The 19,885-nt window shown below is 34.2% G+C and carries 16 protein-coding genes; 8 read left to right on the top strand and 8 right to left on the bottom strand.

Going from position 1 to position 19,885, the window contains the following annotated elements; translation table 11 throughout:
• Positions 1 to 9 precede the first annotated feature (9 nt).
• The 3 genes from NHE85_RS14560 to NHE85_RS14550 are packed head-to-tail and all read right to left on the bottom strand — an operon-like array spanning position 10 to position 2,897.
• Positions 10 to 1,512, bottom strand: a complete 1,503-nt coding sequence (locus NHE85_RS14560) for a PH domain-containing protein (protein ID WP_252812874.1) — start codon at positions 1,510 to 1,512, stop codon at positions 10 to 12.
• Positions 1,502 to 2,029 (bottom strand): PH domain-containing protein, encoded by a 528-nt coding sequence (locus NHE85_RS14555; protein WP_252812873.1) that lies wholly within the window; start codon positions 2,027 to 2,029, stop codon positions 1,502 to 1,504. Before NHE85_RS14555 ends, NHE85_RS14560 begins: the two co-directional genes overlap by 11 nt.
• Before the next feature lie 25 nt (positions 2,030 to 2,054).
• A complete protein-coding gene (locus tag NHE85_RS14550; RefSeq protein ID WP_252812872.1) occupies positions 2,055 to 2,897 on the bottom strand; it encodes a 1,4-dihydroxy-2-naphthoyl-CoA synthase in 843 nt (280 codons plus the stop codon).
• A 224-nt stretch (positions 2,898 to 3,121) separates the two neighbouring features.
• Here NHE85_RS14550 and NHE85_RS14545 point away from each other — a divergent pair, with 224 nt between their 5' ends.
• Positions 3,122 to 4,315 carry a serine hydrolase gene (locus NHE85_RS14545; RefSeq protein WP_252812871.1) on the top strand — a complete coding sequence of 398 codons (1,194 nt, stop codon included), beginning with the start codon at positions 3,122 to 3,124 and terminating at the stop codon, positions 4,313 to 4,315.
• Between the two features lie 34 nt (positions 4,316 to 4,349).
• Here the strand turns inward: NHE85_RS14545 and ygiD are convergent, their stop codons facing one another.
• Together ygiD and NHE85_RS14535 are read right to left on the bottom strand one after the other, a co-directional pair.
• Positions 4,350 to 5,180 carry a 4,5-DOPA dioxygenase extradiol gene (gene ygiD / locus NHE85_RS14540; protein ID WP_252812870.1) on the bottom strand — a complete coding sequence of 277 codons (831 nt, stop codon included), beginning with the start codon at positions 5,178 to 5,180 and terminating at the stop codon, positions 4,350 to 4,352.
• 25 nt (positions 5,181 to 5,205) lie between these two features.
• Positions 5,206 to 6,039 (bottom strand): S1 RNA-binding domain-containing protein, encoded by an 834-nt coding sequence (locus tag NHE85_RS14535; RefSeq protein WP_252812869.1) that lies wholly within the window; start codon positions 6,037 to 6,039, stop codon positions 5,206 to 5,208.
• Between the two features lie 112 nt (positions 6,040 to 6,151).
• On the opposite strand from NHE85_RS14535, the gene NHE85_RS14530 reads away from it, so the two are divergent.
• Positions 6,152 to 6,667, top strand: a complete 516-nt coding sequence (locus NHE85_RS14530) for a hypothetical protein (RefSeq protein ID WP_252812868.1) — start codon at positions 6,152 to 6,154, stop codon at positions 6,665 to 6,667.
• Here NHE85_RS14530 and menD read toward each other — a convergent pair.
• From menD to ccsA, 3 genes are all read right to left on the bottom strand, one after another.
• Complete coding sequence (menD, locus tag NHE85_RS14525) at positions 6,651 to 8,306, bottom strand: 2-succinyl-5-enolpyruvyl-6-hydroxy-3-cyclohexene-1-carboxylic-acid synthase (RefSeq protein ID WP_252812867.1); 1,656 nt, start codon at positions 8,304 to 8,306, stop codon at positions 6,651 to 6,653. The genes NHE85_RS14530 and menD overlap by 17 nt on opposite strands.
• A gap of 61 nt (positions 8,307 to 8,367) precedes the next feature.
• On the bottom strand, positions 8,368 to 8,958 hold the full coding sequence (locus NHE85_RS14520; RefSeq protein WP_252812866.1) for a glutathione peroxidase: 591 nt from the start codon (positions 8,956 to 8,958) through the stop codon (positions 8,368 to 8,370).
• A 95-nt stretch (positions 8,959 to 9,053) separates the two neighbouring features.
• On the bottom strand, positions 9,054 to 12,182 hold the full coding sequence (ccsA, locus tag NHE85_RS14515) for a cytochrome c biogenesis protein (protein WP_252812865.1): 3,129 nt from the start codon (positions 12,180 to 12,182) through the stop codon (positions 9,054 to 9,056).
• Between the two features lie 188 nt (positions 12,183 to 12,370).
• On the opposite strand from ccsA, the gene NHE85_RS14510 reads away from it, so the two are divergent.
• The 6 genes from NHE85_RS14510 (at position 12,371) to NHE85_RS14485 (ending at position 19,790) form a co-directional block, all read left to right on the top strand.
• Positions 12,371 to 14,296, top strand: coding sequence for a M1 family metallopeptidase (locus tag NHE85_RS14510; protein WP_252812864.1), 1,926 nt, complete (start codon positions 12,371 to 12,373; stop codon positions 14,294 to 14,296).
• Between the two features lie 144 nt (positions 14,297 to 14,440).
• Positions 14,441 to 15,196, top strand: coding sequence for a Rossmann-like and DUF2520 domain-containing protein (locus NHE85_RS14505; protein ID WP_252812863.1), 756 nt, complete (start codon positions 14,441 to 14,443; stop codon positions 15,194 to 15,196).
• Positions 15,189 to 15,716 (top strand): HAD family hydrolase, encoded by a 528-nt coding sequence (locus NHE85_RS14500; protein ID WP_252812862.1) that lies wholly within the window; start codon positions 15,189 to 15,191, stop codon positions 15,714 to 15,716. The genes NHE85_RS14505 and NHE85_RS14500 overlap by 8 nt, the downstream gene beginning before the upstream one ends.
• Before the next feature lie 52 nt (positions 15,717 to 15,768).
• A complete protein-coding gene (locus NHE85_RS14495; protein ID WP_252812861.1) occupies positions 15,769 to 16,662 on the top strand; it encodes a UbiA family prenyltransferase in 894 nt (297 codons plus the stop codon).
• The gene (locus NHE85_RS14490) at positions 16,655 to 17,248 is read left to right on the top strand and encodes a Maf-like protein (protein WP_252812860.1); all 594 of its coding nucleotides are present in this window, start codon (positions 16,655 to 16,657) and stop codon (positions 17,246 to 17,248) included. The genes NHE85_RS14495 and NHE85_RS14490 overlap by 8 nt, the downstream gene beginning before the upstream one ends.
• A gap of 55 nt (positions 17,249 to 17,303) precedes the next feature.
• Positions 17,304 to 19,790 (top strand): PIG-L family deacetylase, encoded by a 2,487-nt coding sequence (locus tag NHE85_RS14485; protein ID WP_252812859.1) that lies wholly within the window; start codon positions 17,304 to 17,306, stop codon positions 19,788 to 19,790.
• The last annotated feature ends 95 nt before the right edge of the window (positions 19,791 to 19,885 follow it).

The raw sequence follows: 19,885 nt of genomic DNA, 5'->3' as shown, positions 1-19,885 counted from the left end.
AATAAACAGTTACATCCAGTTTTTTGTTCCTGTTTCTATTTGATACAACCAATAATTTGTTAATTGTTTTAATCGGGTATAATTGGACAGGCCAAAAGAAACTGTTCCGCCGGCAGTATGTAGTGTAACAATGCCAATATCTAAACCTTTATGCCAAAAATACTGCTTTAAAGAAATAGTTTGTATTTTATATGGAGCAATATATTCTCTGTCAATATCCCATGCACCACTTTGTTTAACAATAAAATCATCATTAACAAACAGGCGGCAATGTCTAAAATTGAAATATATCATTGTACCTGAAAACAAAATATACAATGGAAGAAAGATAATATATTCCTGAATATTAGGAAAAACAGTATATGCTAAAGATAAAAATAAACTAACAGGGATAATGAGTAAAATGATAGTTTCCATTAGTATTTTCCTGAGACTGGGTTTTAAAACTGCACCTTTTTCAGGAATCTTATCTAAAAGAAACTTGAGTAAAACATCTTTTTCCTGAGTACTGCATCCCGGTATTTCAATAGCTGTCTTCCTCTGATCTCTGTCGTTAGCTTCTACTCCTGATGCCTGACGTATTTTAAGATCATTTATATTAAATTTCTTTTGAAAATAATTTCTGCCTACAGTCACTATCTGAACTTTGTTGGGCCTAATGATAGTATTTTTAGTATTTAATAATCCGAAAGAAAGCAATAATGAGTCATGCTGTTTAGTAATCCTGAAATTAAAATATCGGATAATTGTTCTTACCAGATTTATTATTAAAGTAACAATCATTATCCCTACAATAATAAAAGTTATAAACCTTAATAATACCTCTGCATTAATATATTCATCCAGAGGGTCCTCATCATATCCGGCAGCCTCAATAAAATCTTCTATATACTGAAAAGTAGTTATGATAAAAGCAAATAATAACGCAAAGCTTCTGGCGTAGTTAGAAGTTATGCCGGTTTTAAACAAACTTAAAAGACTTATTTGTATAAAAGGATGTTCAGTGTTTGTATTTTCCTGATTGCCATCAAAAGATAAACTCTTTTTATAACCGTTTTCTAAAAGCCTTTCTTTCAATAATAGAGCAATATCATGATCTATAGCCCTTATAGAAACTTCTTTACCACTCGTACCAGCAGTATCTACCTCAAGTGCATGCACTCCTATAATCTTCTGAATGATTGACTGGTTAATATTTACCTGCTGTATTTTATCTAACGGAATAGCTATCCTGCTTTTATTAAATATGCCTTTTCGTACAACAAATTCATCATTATTCTCATCCAGAAAGAAAGTAAAGTTAAGATATTTAAGATATGCTATAAGACAGATCCCTAAGATGATAACAATAATTCCTGACCAAAGTGCTATCTGGCTTAACTGGTCAATTTTAAAAACCCAGACAATTAGAATAGGCCAAAGGGCACGCAAAGCACCCTGAAAAGTATCAGCAAACATAACAACTACTCCTATTAACGACTGGCGTTGCGGTTGACTGAAGTTATTCTCCATTTTCCTCTTCTGTTAAAATTTTACCCATTAAGAGTAATTTAATTTTTTCAGCTTCCTGTTTTTCAATTCCAGGTATTTGTATATCACTTTTATCTCCTCCTGCAGTAAAGATTTCAATTTTAGCCAGATTAAACATTCTTGAAATAAAACCTTCATGCAAAGCAACATGCTGTACCCTGTTATAAGGAATTATAGTTGTAGTTATGCTAATTGCACCGCTGCGATAAATAGCATCATGAGTTCTGAATGCAAATCCTCTATTGCGAAATTTTATTAAAGCTATAGAAATTGAAAAAACAACAATAAAAATATAGCCGCCAGTAATAGGCAGCCAATACTCATGAAGCTCATTTATAAAATAAAATGCAAAACCAGAACCAATGGTAATTATACCAAATACCATCGCAAAATTTAACCAGATTACCTTAAGGTATGAAGGATGAAGGGGTTTAAGTTCTACATCCTCAAAACGTGGTAGTGCAGTAACGTCAATGGGTTCGTTTATATAGTTTTCCATTTTTGAGTTTTCTGTTCCTGATTGTTTAAGGAATCCATTTAATATCCTTAAAGTTAGGTTTTCTTTTTTCAAGAAAAGCATCACGCCCTTCTTTAGCTTCTTCTGTCATATAAGTAAGACGAGTAGCTTCACCGGCAAAAACCTGCTGACCAACCATACCATCATCAGTAAGATTAAAGGCAAATTTCAGCATTTTTATAGAGGTTGGAGATTTTTCAAGTATTTCCTGAGCCCATTCATAAGCAGTATCTTCAAGTTCGGCATGAGGTATTACAGCATTTACCATTCCCATATCATATGCGTCCTGAGCAGAATAATTACGGCCTAAAAAGAAAATTTCACGGGCACGCTTCTGCCCTACCATTTTAGCAAGGTAAGCCGATCCATACCCGCCATCAAAGCTTGTTACATCAGCATCAGTCTGTTTAAATATAGCATGTTCTTTACTTGCAAGAGTAAGATCGCACACTACATGCAGACTATGTCCGCCACCAACAGCCCATCCCGGAACTACAGCAATAACAACCTTTGGCATAAAACGTATAAGACGCTGTACTTCAAGTATATTAAGACGATGCATACCATCATCTCCTACATAGCCCTGCTGTCCTCTTGCTTTCTGATCTCCGCCACTGCAAAACGAATAAACACCATCTTTAGAAGAAGGTCCTTCAGCCGAAAGCAGTACTACTCCTATAGAAGTATCTTCACGGGCATCAAGAAAAGCCTCAAAAAGTTCAGAGGTAGTTTTAGGTCGGAATGCATTACGAACATCAGGCCTGTTAAAGGCTATACGCGCTACGCCATCACATTTTTTATAGGTTATATCTTCAAACTCTTTTACGGTTTTCCAGTTTATTGTACTCATGCTTGTATAATAATTTACCGTAAAAATAAGCCATTTTTTGCATTTGCCAATAAAAAATAGTAAGCTCAAATGCATCAGTGTTGCCATTTGTATAAATCAGTAAACAAACTCTACTATAAACCGTTTTTAGTCAAATAAATAGATTTTTTTAAGTGTTAACCTTGCATAAAAAGCTTTTGAAAAAGTATGGTTTAATTATATTTGCGGTTTACGCATTACCAAAGATGAGATTATTACGTTTACTACCCTTCATATTTGCATTTACTTTTATTTCGTGCCTTAAAGAAAAAAAACAACTGGCAGAAAACATTAAAAAGGAAGTTAAAGACACTGTATTACATTTTATACCTCTTGATGCTAAATTAAATAAGGTCAAAACAAGTTATAAAAAATCTAAAACAAACAGCATTGAACATTTCTATAACAAGCTTTGGCGAAGAAATGATTTAAGTGGCGGATTTTTAGTAGCAAAAAATGGAAAAATACTTTTTGAAAGATATGGAGGTTTTGCCAACAGGTCTGAAAAAAGGGAGATCAATTCTGAAACGCCGATACATTTAGCTTCTGTCAGTAAAGTACTTACTGCGGCTGTGGTGCTAAAGCTTGCAGACAGAAAAAAATTAGACCTTGACCAGAAAGTAAATAGCTTATTACCTGAATTTCCATATGAGGATATTACTGTAAGAATGCTTTTAAATCACAGAAGCGGACTTCCTAATTATGCCTACTTCTGTGATGACCGGACTGTGTGGGATCATAGCATGATTACAAATCAGGATATATTAGATCTTCTGGCGAAGCATAAATTCGACCTATACTTTCAGTCTGATAAAAAATTTGGTTATTGTAACACTAATTATGCAATGCTGGCTTTGATAATAGAGAAAGTAACACATATGAATTATCGTATTGCAATGAAAAAAATACTTTTCGATCCACTCGGAATGAAAAACACCTATGTTTTTGATTATGAAAAAAACAAAGGCAATGCATGCAGATCTTACAAAGGCAATAACGTTTTATATGGATATGATTTTCTGGATAATGTTTATGGCGATAAAAATATTTTTTCAACACCACGGGATTTACTTAAATTTGACCTGGCAACTTATTCAAAAGAATATTTAAGCCCTGAACTTTATGAAGAAGCTTTTAAAGGCTATAGCTACGAACATAAAGGAACTAAAAATTACGGACTGGGAATCAGAATGCATGAATGGGAAACCGGAGAAAAGTTATTTTATCATAACGGCTGGTGGCACGGTAATACATCTTCCTACGTAACTCTAAAAAAAGATACTGTTACAATTATTGCATTATCAAATAAATTCTCTTATAAACCGTATAAAGTATGGAAACTCTCTCCTTTATTTGGAGATTATCCCATCAAACCGGATAAAGATGACGAACTAGAATAATTAAAAAGCCCTTAATTAAGGATTTTTTATATCATCATCCAAATTTTACAGAAGTCATATTTAAAGATCCTCCTACAAGTTTATCATTGAAAAATGATATTTCATCTTTTTTATCCTGAAGTCCTAAAGTATAAAGCAACGGATAATAATGATCTGGTGTAGGTATAGCCAGTTTTGCTCCTTTATTAAGGGTTTCATAGTCAATAAGTGCCTGATGATTACCATTTGCTATTTTTTGTTTAAAAATAGCATTCATTTCAATAGCCCAGTCAAAGCCGTAATTAGGTTCATTAAGCCTTTGCCAGTCTATCATTCTTAAGTTATGCACCATATTACCACTACCAATAATTAATACCCCTTTTTTTCGGAGTGCTGCAATTTCTTTTGCTAATTCATAATGGTATTGTGGAGGTTTATTGTAATCAATACTTAACTGTAATACAGAAATATCCGCATCCGGATACATATGTCTAACAACAGTCCATGTACCGTGGTCTAAGCCCCAGTCGTGATCAAGTCCAACATTTGTAGAAGTTATAAGATTTGCAGTAGTTGTAGCCAATTCAGGACTACCTTTTGCTGGATATTGAACGTCAAATAATGCCTGAGGAAATCCACCAAAATCATGAATCGTTTTTGGTTCATCCATAGCTGTAATATGCGTTCCTCTTGTTAACCAATGTGCAGAGATAACAAGTACAGCTTTAGGTTTTGCAATTTGCTCACCCATTTTTGCCCACGTCCTTGAAAACTCATTATCTTCAATACCATTCATAGGAGATCCATGACCAATAAACAATACCGGATGCTTTACATCTTCTTCGTTAAGACTATCTGTCCAGTTCCTGAAGTTATGAAGAGACATATTATAATGTATTAATCAGTCTAAATTATTCTTTTACAAGATAGATTCCGTCTTCTTTAATTTCTATGAGCTTTTGTTTGTATAATGTACCAATAGCCTTCTTAAATGTTTTTTTACTCATTTTAAGAACTGTTTTGATATCCTCAGGATGACTATCATCATTCAATCGAAGAAAACCACGATTAGCACGAAGTTCATCCAGCACTTTTTCAGCATTAGGTTCAATAGCTTCAAAGCCTTGTTTTTGCAAGGTTACGTCTATTTTATTATCAGGGCGTATGGTTTTAATATATCCTTTCATCCTGTCACCGGTACGAATATCTTCATATACCTGATCTTTATATAAAAGCCCCTTATGTTGTTCATTTATGATCACATTGATACCCATATCAGTAATATGCGATATAATAAGATCAACTTCCTCACCCTGCTCAACAGTCAGTACGTCATTATTTAAAAACTGATTGATCTTGCTTGTACCTACAAGTCTGTTGGTTTTTTCATCAAGATACATAAACACCAGATAGCGTTTGCCTTTTTCCATTTCACGGGCTTGTTCACGAAAAGGTACAAATAAATCTTTTTCAAGACCCATATCCAGAAATGCACCAAATTTATTAGTGAAATTAACTCTTAGCAATGCGAACTCATTTAGATAAATATAAGGTTCTAAAGTCGTTGCTACAGGACGTTCTTCCTGATCCAGATAAACAAAAACAATTAGCTCCTCTCCTATCTCAAATTCACGTGGTACATATTTATTAGGTAATAATATATCTTCTTTTCCATCACTAAGATAAAGTCCTACCTGAGTATCCCTAACTATCTTAAGTGTATTGTATTTTCCTATTTCAATCATTCTTATAAATTTCGGTTACAAAGGTACGGATATAATTTAATCAAATTTTATAATTGCATTAACGCTTTCTATAGCTCAGGAATTACATATATTTGAATGTAAATATTATATTATGAATGTAGAATCTTTTGAGATTGAAGGTTGGGAAGAATTGCAAATAGGCGTAACCTTATGTGAAAATAAAGAATGGCTGCTTGTGAAACACATACCATGTGATTATATATTGGATGGCTATAAAATTTACAATAAGAAATTTATTAAAAGGAGAATAAACTCTTCTAAAGAAAGATTTACTGAACGAGTACTAAAATTAAGAAAGACAATTATTGAAAAACCTGCAGACTTCAAATTCACTGATACAGTTAATTGTTTGAAATGGGTACAAGATAAATTTGGCCTTTTTGAGTTCCAAGATTATGAAGAAAAACATTTATCCTATGGAATAATAAATAGAATTATTGGAAACATTCTTATAATAGATTTTATAGACACAAAAGGTTTCGTTGAAGAAAATTATGACTTTGAATTTGAAATAGACGAAATAAGGAGTATTTCTTTTGAAAGCGATTATTTTTATGCAATAAGAGCACTATGGATGGATGAAAACCCATCTATAGTAGCTCTTTAAAATATTGTAATAATACCTTATCATTTTCATGCATTGGAGTAAACACCTCTAATATTTTAGGCTGAGCTCCTTTTTGCATAAATGTTTCTAATTCTATTTTTAGTTCTTCTTCATTAGTAGCTTTCTGATAAACAAATCCATACATTTTGGCCAGATGTTCAGCAGTTAAATGGTGTTCTGTTTCAAAATAGGTATTAAAAACTGGCGTTTCTTTATGTCCCGGTAATATTCTGAATATCCCTCCCCCGCCATTATTAATTATAACAATTTTAAAATCTTTAGGAATATAATTGTTCCAAAGTGCATTACTGTCGTATAAGAAACTAATATCACCAGTAACAACTATGGTTTCTTTACCACTTGCTACTGCTGCTCCTACCGCTGTAGAAGTACTGCCATCTATACCACTTGTACCGCGATTACAAAACACTTCAACTGATTCTTTTACATCAAATAACTGCATGTAACGTATTGCAGAGCTGTTACTTATCTGCACTTGTAAATTTTCAGGAAGTGCAAGAATTAAAAGCTCAAAAACTTTAAAATCGGAAAATGGAATCTTAGACAAATACTCGTCATGCTTTACTTTTCTGTAAGCTTTAAGTTTTTGCGCCATCTCACGATAAGTACTTTCTATCGCAATTGTTTGCGGAAGTAGATCTTTAAAAAAAGTATTGGCATCAATCTCAAAATGTTTGGTAAGAGCACCAAAAGTATCATAAGCTCTTAAGGTATCTATATGCCAGTGCTCTTCAGGTTTGTATTTTCTTAACCAGGCTTTTACTCTTTTAGAAACTACCATACCCCCGAATGTGATTAATATGTCCGGTTTGTATGCTATAAAATCTTCGTGAGTAAAGGGTGTAATTATAGTGTCGATGTTATTTAAAAAACTATCATGATGCAGATTGGAAGTCGTTTCAGTCATAACTACAACCGAAGGATCATTGGCCAATTGCTCAATTATACTCGGGTCTATAATATCAGGATCGTTTACGCCAACTAAAATCAGTTTCTTTTTAGCTTCATTCCATTTATTAGCATAAAGAGTCAAATCTTCCGGCAAGATGTCATCAATAATGGTATTAAACACCTCTGACTGAACAGAAAGTTCTGTAACAGTTTCATAAAGTGGTTCTTCAAATGGAGCATTAATATGTACAGGGCCTTTTAGTAATACAGCTGTATTTATAGCTTCATTAATCAGCCTGTCATTTTCTGTAGAAGCGTCTTCCAAAAGATTGGCGCTAAATAGTATGTGATTTGCATACACATTTTCCTGGCGTATAGTCTGCCCATCACCAATGTCAATTTTATCATGGGGCCTGTCGGCAGAAATAACAACTACAGGTATCTGACTGTAAAAAGCTTCTGCAATAGCCGGATAATAATTTAATAATGCAGATCCGGATGTGCATACAACCGCTACAGGTTTTTTAAGCTGTTGTGCCATACCTGCTGCAAAAAAAGCAGCACAGCGTTCGTCTGCAATGCTATAGCATGTAAAGTTGGTATTATTAGCAAAACCAACTGTAAGAGGAGCATTACGCGACCCCGGAGATATTACAATATCAGTCAATCCTTTAGCCAGGCATATTTCTATAATGCTTTGGGCTAAAGGTATTTTAGGATAGATCATTTTTTGTAGTTTAACTAATTTGGGATTAGTTGTTCTAGAAACATATCCCAAATTCTGAGTATTAGGCCTTGATCCAGTTTACAATTTCAGGATCTGTTGGTAAAGTCCTTGGGCTTATTACTTTTTCCAACTGACCATTTTCATTTATAAGGTATTTTTGAAAATTCCATTCTACTTCACTATCCTGTAGTCCATTTTTGCTTTTTTGGGTAAGAAACTGATAGATAGGTGCCATATCGTTTCCTTTAACCGATATTTTATCCATCATTGGAAAAGTAACGCCATAGTTTAATTCGCAAAACTCAGCAATTTCTTTACTTGTACCTGGCTCCTGTGACGCAAAGTTATTGGCAGGAAACCCAACAATTACAAGTCCTTTGTCTTTATATTCTTTATAAATAACCTCAAGGTCTTTATATTGTGGTGTAAGTCCGCATTTAGATGCCGTATTTACAATAATTACTTTTTTTCCTTTAAGAGAAGCAAAATCAAATTCTTTTCCATAAAGATCAGTTACTTTAAACTGGTATATATTTGATGCCGACATAGTCTTAGTGGTTTCTGTTGTTGTTTTATTTTTTTTAGTTTGTGCCTGGTTTTGGCAGCTGAACAGTAAGGTAAGCCCCATAGCTGCTATTGCGAATTTTTTCATAATGATATTTTACTGTAAAATTAATTAAAATAAGTTAAGCAAAATCTAATAAACTGGAAAAAGAAAAGCCACGGTTAACGTGGCTTCATCTATAATTACTTTTTAAAATATTTTCTGTATTGTATATAGGAAATAAAGCCCAGGATAAATACACCTAAAGCCATCCAGAAGAAATACATCGGCGTTCTTACTTCTCCGCTTGCGTAAGAGTGTAAACCTGTAAGATAGAAATTAACTCCAAAATAAGTCATAAGTATAGAAGCAAAAGCTAATACACTAAAGAAGTTGTATATCCATTTACCTCTTAAAGCCGGAACAAAGCGCATATGTATAACAAATGCATATACCATAATACTTACCAGCGCCCATGTTTCTTTAGGATCCCACCCCCAATAACGCCCCCAGCTCTCATTAGCCCACTGCCCGCCAAGAAAGTTACCTATGGTTAGCATTACAAGGCCTACAGTAAGAGACATTTCATTTATATATGTAAGTTCTTTAATATTCAAATCAACAATAGCTTTGTTCTTTTTGTTGGTGAATATCATTAATATAAGAGAAACAAGGCCTAATATCATACCAAGCGTAAACGGACCATAACTTGCAACTATTACAGCTACGTGAATCATTAACCAATACGAATTAAGAACAGGCACCAGATTTCCTATCTGCGGATCAGTCCAGTTCATGTGCGCTACCATAAGTATCATGGAAGCTACAAAAGCAGTAGATGCTACTGTAAGCGATGATTTTCGCCCGAAAGCCAAACCAAAGAACATTGTAGCCCATCCGACATAGATAACAGACTCATAAGCATTACTCCATGGCGCATGACCTGATATATACCAACGCGCTATAAGGCCTGCTGTATGCAGTACAAAAAGTAAAATTATAATACCGTGAAAAGCTTTAACAGCATAACTAACCCATTTACGTGAATTAAAAATATTAATGATAACAAAAACAAACATTAAAACACCCGCATAGCAATACCATGAAAATAGCTTTTTAAAGATGTCATATTTATTATATAATATCTCGGCATTAACTTTATCATCGTTAGGCATTATACTGCCTCCAAATTTGTGCTGGTATTTTGTAAGCCCTTCCAGCAGACTATTTGCTAACTTATAATCTCCTGTTTCTGTTGCTTTACCTACTGCCTGTAAATAAAATGGCAATATGTTTTTTATTGAATCAAGTTCAGCGTTTTTAACTTCTGGTATTTCAAGGTAAGAAACCCACTTGTTATTTTTATCATTAGGTATTGGATACACTTTTAATATCTGTCCTGTAAGAGCTGAATATAAAAGATTGATTCTTTTATCAATTTCCATATAATCCTTTTGAAACTTGGTAGCTTCTTTTTCCCGATATGCTTTTTCAAGTATTTTTGAAAGCTTGTAATTGCCCTGAGCATCAAAAAAGTCCGATAAAGCAGCAAATTTTGCTTCTTTTTCAAGTCCGGCAACTATTCTTAAACTATCATTATTGCGTTTAAGCTCAATAACAGGCATACTATACCACATTTGATCCATCATGATCATAGAAAGAAAAGCCTGATCAGAATTCAATCCTTTATAAGTATCACTCTTACTTACTTTTCGCAACAGTTCCGAAGAGAATGTATTTATAGGCTTCATCCTTCCTCCTGCATCCTGAATAATCAGGCGCCCGAATTTGGCAGCATGCTCTTCACTAACCTTATATTTCTGAATGATAGAATCCATTTGTTCCTGTGTAGGAACTTCATGCGTATGATTTTGAGAATACCCATTAAAAACAAAAAAGAATAATGCTATTATACTTAGTTTTGCTTTTTTAGCTTTAACCTTGTCCAGTTTGCGTTTTAAATCATTAAAGCGTGTGTTTTTGTCAAACAAAATTGCCATAAGACCAATGTATAAAAGGAAATAACCAATATAGGTTATCCATGTTCCCCAAAAATCATGATTAACTGAAAGTACTGTACCCATTTCATCAGCATCAAATGACGCCTGAAAGAATCTGTATCCTCTGTAATCCAATACATTATTCATAAAAATCCTGGCGTCAAAAGTGTTGTTCTTTTCCTTATCTTCTACAGTTACTTTGCTTTCAAAAGATTCATAACTAGACTCTGTTCCCGGATATTTTTTAGCTATAAAGTCATTTACTTTAATGGAAAATGGCAAATCATACTGTCTGCTGCCATATATTAATGTATATTCAAGGCTGCCCATTTTAAAAGACTGGGGAACTCCCATTTTTGCTTTACCTCCAAGCAGCGTTACTTCTTTCTCCTGATCTTCAGATTTCACTACAACTGTAAGGGCTGCGTCTTCTTTTGTTTTATAATTATTATTAGATACATAATTTACTTTACCCTTTATAGCTGCTTCAGGTAAAACAAATCGCGAACCTCCGACATTATAGAGTGAACGGAACATTAAAGGCTGAACAGAATCTTTATTAACGCTTCCTTTCATCTGATCGGCCATACGCATAAAATCCCCTTCAAAAGGAGTTTTTATAGTATAGTTTCCATCTTTCAGGGTTATATTTATTGCACCTTCTGTGGGTGCATTAAAAGCAAATAAAAGATTATGGATGTTTTCTACCTGTCCTTCTTTAAGATAATGCTCGTGGCGTCCGCCATCACCTGCTTCAACAAGTTTAAGATAATAAATACCTTTTGGGTCTTCTACAACAGTCTCTTTAGCTCCAAGTTTGAAATCTTTATATTCTATTTCAATTGGTATTCCACTAAATTCCTTAGACATTGAAAAGTAATTATTGGCTACTGGGGAAAGTAAAAGGTTTTTTTCAAAAGTCCTTCTTCTCATTTCGCCTTCATGCTCACCATCTACAAATACAGTAAGATATGTTTTATCAGAATAAAAACGGCTTTCTGTAGCTCCTTCCCTTATTGGCATCATTCCTTCAAAGCTTATGTAGCGGGTAACAAACGCTCCGGCAATAATAAATATGAAAGAAAGGTGAAGTAATAAAGTGGCCCATTTTTCTTTTTTATGAAGGCTATAACGTTTAATATTACCAAAGAAATTTATTACGAACAATAACATAATAGCTTCAAACCACCTGGCATTGTAAATAAACAGTCGGGCAGTATCTGTATTATAGGCATCTTCAATAAAAGTACCTACTCCCATAGAAAGAGCAAAAACTAAAAAAAGTACTGCCATTAAACGGGTTGAGGAAAAGAACGATATAATTTTATCCATGAGTACGGAAAGTTGTTTTTGTAAATTGATGCAAAAGTACTCAAAACTTCATTTTAAGAGCCCATTTAATTATAAAAATTAAGCCATTATAGCATGCAAATATTTTTTTATAATATTTATAAGTTAGGTATATTTGGCAATCATACTAACCTATTTCATACTATTACCCTAACTAATCTAAAACATTAATGAGAATTCCTAAAATCTTATTACTATTCTGCCTTAGCGGACTAACATCTTTCGCACAGGAAGTATTACAAAACAATCAATATAAATTTGATGATGTTATGTATCGTCGCGGCAATGTATATCGTTCTGCTTCGGGTGTTCCCGGACCTGAGTACTGGCAAAACAGGGCAGATTACAATATAGAAGCTGAAATTGATGACAAGGCAGGCATCCTTAAGGGTAAAATGGTAATGACGTATCATAATAATAGTCCTGAAGAGTTAAATTATATATGGATGTATGTAGAACAAAACCGTTTTACAGAAGATTCAAGAGGTACATTAACTACACCCATTGCCGGAACAAACCGTTATGCCGGAGATACAGATGGTGGTTTTAAAATAAGTGATCTTTCGGCTAAAGTTAAAGGAGATAATTCTTCTAAGTATCTTATTACGGATACACGTATGCAGGTATTTCTTAAAGAGCCTATACCTGCAAAAGGAGGAACGGCAACCGTTTCCTTAAATTTTGAATTTAAGATACCTGTTGAAGGAATGGACCGGATGGGACAGTTAAAAACAAAAGAAGGTATTGTTTATTCTATGGCTCAATGGTATCCAAGGGCGTGTGTTTTTGATGATGTAGCAGGCTGGAATACTGAACCTTATCTTGGTGCAGGTGAATTTTATGTTGAATATGGGGATTTTGATTATAAAGTTACTCTTCCTTATGATTATATTGTTGTAGGCTCAGGAGAACTTGCCAATCCTAAGGATGTACTTTCTAAAGAATTGCTTAACCGCTGGGATAAAGCTTCGCAAAGCGATAAAACAGTTTATTTGATAGCCCCGAATGAAGCAGGTAACACTAAAATTACAAGACCTTCACAAAGCGGAAAATCTACATGGCATTTTAAAATGAAAAATAGCCGTGATATAGCATTTGCTTTCTGTAAGGGTTTTATTTGGGATGCAGCAAGAATCAACCTGCCAAGCGGCAAAAAAGCAGTAGCCCAGTCCGTTTATACTAAAGAGAGTGATGGCAATTTAGCTTGGGGACGTTCTACAGAATATGTAAAAGCTTCTATAGAACATTATTCTTCAAAATGGTTTGAATACCCATATCCCAATGCTGTCAATGTAGCTTCAAATGTAGGTGGTATGGAATATCCGGGTGTTTCATTCTGTCATGCTTCAAGCCATGGACAGGACCTATGGGAAGTGACTGATCATGAATTTGGACATAACTGGTTTCCGATGATCGTAGGTTCCAATGAGCGACGATATGCATGGATGGATGAAGGTTTTAATACTTTTATAAATCATTACAGCACTCTGGCTTTTAATAATGGAGAATATCCATCTGATGCAGCTAAAGGGAGAAATGGGGTTTTCTGGTTCAGGTCTAAATACAGAGAAAGCATTAATACTTATCCTGATGTAGCAAGACCTATGAACTTAGGCTATACAGCATACTCTAAACCTGCTACGGGTTTAATATTATTACGTGAATATATACTTGGGGCAGAACGTTTTGATAATGCTTTTAAAGGATATATCAATGAATGGGCCTTTAAGCATCCGCAACCTTCTGATTTTTATAATGCTATGGAAAATGGATCAGGAGAAAATCTTAACTGGTTCTGGAGAGGATGGTTTATAGGGAATGGTAATATAGATTTAGGAGTAACAAAAGTTATACAAAATCCTGATTCAGCAATTATTACTTTTGTTAATAAAGGAGAAGTACCTATGCCGGTTGTATTTAAAGTTGTTTATGAAGATGACACCAAAGAAATAAAAACACTTCCTGTTGAAGTTTGGCAACGTGCTAATGAATGGGATTATCTGTTGAAATCCTCTAAAAAAGTAAAAGCTATAGATATTGACCCATTAAGATTGCTCCCTGATATTGATACAAATGATAATTCATGGATAAAATAATAATTAAAAAGCGGATATTGTATTATCCGCTTTTTTAATTGTGTAATATACATTTTAAAATAATTGTTCTGACGTATTGAATTCGTCATTTTACCACACCTTGTTTACCCTGATACCTAAAACTTTTTTACTAATTTAGCGACCATGTTAAAAGTAGTGATTATAGGTTCAGGAAATGTGGCGCAGCATCTTATAAAAGCCTTTCAGAGTTCGGATAAAACTGTTCTTGCTGGTGTTTATGCGCGAAATCCTGAAAAACTATTTAATATAATTGACAAGCGACTCATAACAAACAATCTTAATACATTGCCGGAAGCAGATGTTTATATACTATCTGTAAGTGATGACGCTATTGCAGAAGTATCAGCACAACTCCCATTTAATGACAGGCTGGTAGTACATACATCCGGTAGTACCGGAATAGAAGTTATCAATAATAAAAACCGCAGAGGCGTTTTTTATCCGTTACAAACTTTTTCAAAAAATAAAGAAGTAGATTTTAAACAAATACCTCTTTGCCTGGAAAGTGATAATGTAAAAGATTATGAAATATTGGAACAATTGTCTTCCTGTATAAGTAACCTTGTGTATAATATTAATTCTCTTCAAAGGCAGGCTCTGCATGTAGCTGCAGTATTTGTGAATAATTTCACTAATCACCTATACGAAATAGGCAGTGAGATATGTTTAGAAAATAATATTCCGTTCGCTATTTTAAAACCTTTAATAAAGGAAACGGCAGACAAGATTGATACTCTTACCCCACTTGAGGCACAGACCGGCCCGGCCAGAAGAAGAGATGTTACAACCATACAGAGGCATCTGGATTTTATTAAAGATGAAAATCAAAAAGCTATATATACCCTATTAACAAAATCTATACAAGAAAAAAATGGCTAAAAGCTATAAAGAAATAATGAATGATATAACCACATTTATTTTTGATGTGGATGGAGTATTAACAGATGGTTCTATACATGTAACTCCCACGGGTGAAATGTTACGCAATATGAATATACGTGACGGATATGCTATGAAAGCGGCAGTTGAAAACGGATATATTGTATGTATAATTTCCGGTGGACTTAACGAGGGTGTGCGCATAAGACTAAGAAATTTAGGTATTACAGATATTTATCTGGGAGTACCTAACAAAGTAGAAACGTTTGACGAGTTTGTAGATATTTATAATATTAATCCTGAACATGTGTTGTATATGGGTGATGATATTCCTGATTTTCATGTAATGCAGCTTGTAGGGTTACCGGCATGCCCTCAGGATGCAGCTCCGGAAATAAAGGAAATAAGCAAATATATTTCACATAAAAACGGAGGTACTGGCTGTGTTAGGGATGTGATAGAACAGGTTATGAAAGTTCAGGGAAAATGGATGGAACATTTTAATGCCAGATATGATTAATTTATTAGTCGTTAAAGTATAATTGATTAAACTTAAACTTTAAATTTTCTACATGAAATTTTTAAAACTCATAGGGTTTGGACACCTTTTATTATTAGCGTTTTCCCAGTTTATTTTTAAATATGGGTTTCTGGATTATCAACCCGGATTAACACTTACTCTTAATGATGCTAATTATACATTACTTGTATTGGCAAGCGTACTTATTGCAGCCGGTGGTTTTCTTATTACAAATATCACTTCAAAAGGCAGTGCAGGCTTTGGCTTATCAGAATCTGCTGCTTACTATATTTATGGAGGCTTAACCATTAGTGGCCTCGTAATAGGCTATTATTTGTCCAATCTTATTGGAAGGCCGAGCTTTATGATAGCCTTTGCTATACCTGTAGGTACACTTTATTTTTATTCAACAAACCTGAGGGAAAGTTTTATACTAGGAAATATAACAATAGCATTCCTTATGGCTCTCAGTGTAATGATAATCGGCATTTTTGCTATATATCCGGTATTTGGAGCTTCTGACAAAGTGCAATTAGCAACAATTTTTGGGCTTATTACAGATCATTCCATTTTTACTTTGGTTTTAGGACTTTTAGTTACTTTATTAAATGACCTTAAAAATACAGATGCAGACTATAATGAAGGCCTTAATACATTACCAATAGCTATAGGCAAAAAACGAACAGTAAAAATAACATTTGTAATAGGTCTTATAGCTGCAGTTATGTTGCTTTATTATATAAATGAATATTTAAGAGAATTATTATGGGCATTAGGATACTGCCTACTTTTTATACTGGGACCTCTTGTGTATTTACTTATAAATATATTATCTGCTAAAACAAGTAAAGATTTTTCAGCTTTAGAAGTTGTGATTAAGGCAATATTACTTTTTACTGCACTATCTGCCACAATAATAACATTCAACATCAGGTATCATGCTTAAGGAAAAACTAAAAAACTATAAACTTATCTTAGCTTCAGGCTCTCCCCGCAGACAGCAGTTTTTAAGAGAGCTTGATACTAATTTTGAAGTACGTCTTAAAGAAGTTGAAGAAATTTATCCGGAAACGCTTCAAGGTGCTGAAATTACAGACTATTTAGCAGAATTAAAAGCATCAGCATTAGAAGAAACTTTGTCTGAGGATGAGATACTCATTACCAGTGATACAATAGTATGGCACGAAGGAAAAGCCCTTGGAAAACCAAAAGATAAAGAAGATGCTTTTATAATGCTTAAATCTTTATCGGGAAAAACCCATGAAGTAATTACTTCGGTGTGCATTAAAAACGCTGATAAAAGCGAAACTTTCAATGAAACTACTAGGGTAACTTTTAATATTCTTACCGATGAGGAAATCAGTTATTACCTGGAAGAATATAAGCCTTATGATAAAGCCGGTTCATATGGAATTCAGGAATGGATAGGACTTGTTGCCATTTCCCGTATTGAAGGATCTTATGCGAATGTAGTTGGTATGCCTGTAGATAAAGTATATCAGTATTTAACCCAATTTGCTACTTCTAAATAAACAATCAGCATATTATGCTCATGGCATGAATAACAAAAAATTACTATTGAATACAATGCAAAAAACATTCTTATATTTTATATTATTAAGTTATAGTTTTTGTTTCGCTCAACCACAGAAACCATCATCTGCTGAAATTTATAACAAACTTGAAAAACTTAATTTTTTAGGTACAGCATTATATATTGCCGCTCATCCGGATGACGAAAATACAAGACTTATATCATTTCTGTCTAATGATGTAAAGGCACGTACGGGCTATTTATCATTAACCCGTGGAGATGGCGGACAAAACCTAATTGGCTTAGAGCTTAGGGAGTTGTTAGGAGTAATTCGTACACAGGAACTGATAGAGGCCCGGAAAGTTGATGGCGGCGAACAGTTTTTTAGCCGTGCCAATGATTTCGGTTTTTCTAAAGTTCCTAACGAAACGTTACAAATATGGGATAAGGAAAAAGTGCTTCAGGATATGGTATGGGTAATCAGGAAGTTCAGGCCTGATATTATAATAAACAGGTTTGATCACCGTACGCCGGGAAGCACACATGGACACCATACCTCTTCAGCTATGCTTACCCAGGAAGCATACACACTTGCTGCCGATGCAAATTATGAACCTGAACAACTTAAATTTACAAAGGTCTGGCAGCCAAAACGTGTAATGTTTAATGTTTCATGGTGGTTTTTTGGAGGAAAAGACAAATTTGATAAAGCGGATAAGTCAAAATATATAAACCTTCAAACGGGAGTCTACTATCCTACCCTTGGAGTGTCTAATCAGGAAATTGCTGCTTTAAGCCGAAGCAAACATAAATCGCAGGGGTTTGGCTCTACAGGCGTGCGTGGTGATGATATGGAATATCTTGAAATTATAAAAGGCGAAACTCCAAAAGATAAACAAAATCTATTTGAAGGTATAGATACTTCATGGAATCGCGTAAAAGGAGGAAAAGCGATAGGTGAAGCTATTACTACTATACTTAAAAATTATGATTTTAAAAATCCTGCCGCTTCAGTTCCTGCATTAGTAAAAGTATATTCTGAAATTGGTAAGATTGAAGATGAATACTGGAAAGAATTAAAACAACAGGAAATAAAAGAAATTATAGCCGGATGTAGTGGCTTATATATTGAAGCAGTGGCTGAAACACAATCTGCAACACCGGGCAACAGCTTAAAAATTAAATGGGAAGCCATAAACCGAAGCAGCGTACCTATGACTTTAAATACTATTGCTTTATTACCCGAAAACAGAACTATAGAGGTAAAAGCTGATTTAGGAAATAATATAAGTAATGAAAATACAATTGATGCAATTGTTCCTTTAAAAACAGCCTATACTTCCCCGTACTGGCTTACTGAAAAAGGTGATGCAGGAATGTACAAAGTAAGTGATTTACAAAAAATTGGGCGTCCGGACATTATTAGAGAAATGAAAGTCGCTTTCTATATAAATATTGAAGGAACCAGTATTCCTTTTGAGCGCACTATAGTTTATAAATATAATGATCCCGTTGCAGGAGAAGTTTATCAGCCTTTTGATGTTATACCTGCAGTAACCACACATATAATTAACAGGGTACAACTGTTTAAGGATAATAAAAGTCAGTTTACAAGTGTAGTGATCCGGGCTGGAAAAGATAATTGTGAAGGCTCTCTTAAACTTGAATTACCTGATGGATGGAAAGTTAGCCCCGTCTCAATTCCTTTTAATCTTTCAGCCAAAGGGAGTGAAATCACTGTAACTTTCGAAGTTACCCCGCCCTCTGCCCCCTCAGAAATTACAGTAAGAAGCATTGCTACAATCGATGGAAAAGAGTTTGACAGGGATCAGATAATAATAAACTACCCACATATAGTAAGCCAGCAGGTTTTACTACCATCTATAGCTAAGTTTACCAAAGCAGATCTGAAGATAAAAGGGCAAAACATAGCTTATATAATGGGAGCCGGAGATAATATACCGGAAAGCCTTAAACAGATGGGCTATGATGTAACGCTTCTTACTCCAAATGATATTACAACAGAAACATTAAAAAACTATGATGCTGTAGTAGTAGGTATTAGAGCGTACAATGTTTTAGATGCATTAGCTTTCAAACAAAATATATTATTTGATTATGTTGAAAATGGCGGGAATATGGTAGTGCAATATAACACAACCGGGAGTTTGGTTACTCAGAATATTGCCCCTTACACTTTACGCATATCACGCGACAGGGTTACGGAAGAAAATGCAAAAGTTACTTTCTTAGATCCTGAAAACCCCGTTCTAAATTATCCTAACAAAATAACTGATAATGATTTTAAAGGCTGGGTGCAGGAACAGGGATTATATTATCCTGATGAATGGGCTAAAGAATTTACCCCGATATTTAAATCTTGTGACAAAGGTGAGGAAACAAAAAAAGGCGGACTGCTAGTAGCTAAATATGGTAAAGGATATTACATTTATACCGGATTGAGCTTTTTCAGGGAGTTACCTGAAGGAGTATCGGGAGCCTACAGGCTTATGGCAAACCTTATCGCAGTTGGCAGATAACAGATAATGCTTGTAACAAAATAACAATAACAGAGTCTTATAAATAACCAAAATAAACACACATGAAAGATAATCCTTCAGGATGGAAAAAAAGC

The sequence above is a fragment of the Flavobacterium sp. NRK1 genome, assembly GCF_024054175.1.
GTDB lineage: Bacteria > Bacteroidota > Bacteroidia > Flavobacteriales > Flavobacteriaceae > Flavobacterium.
The sequence above is the reverse complement of the archived record's forward strand: the minus strand, read 5'-3'. Positions and strand labels throughout refer to the sequence as shown.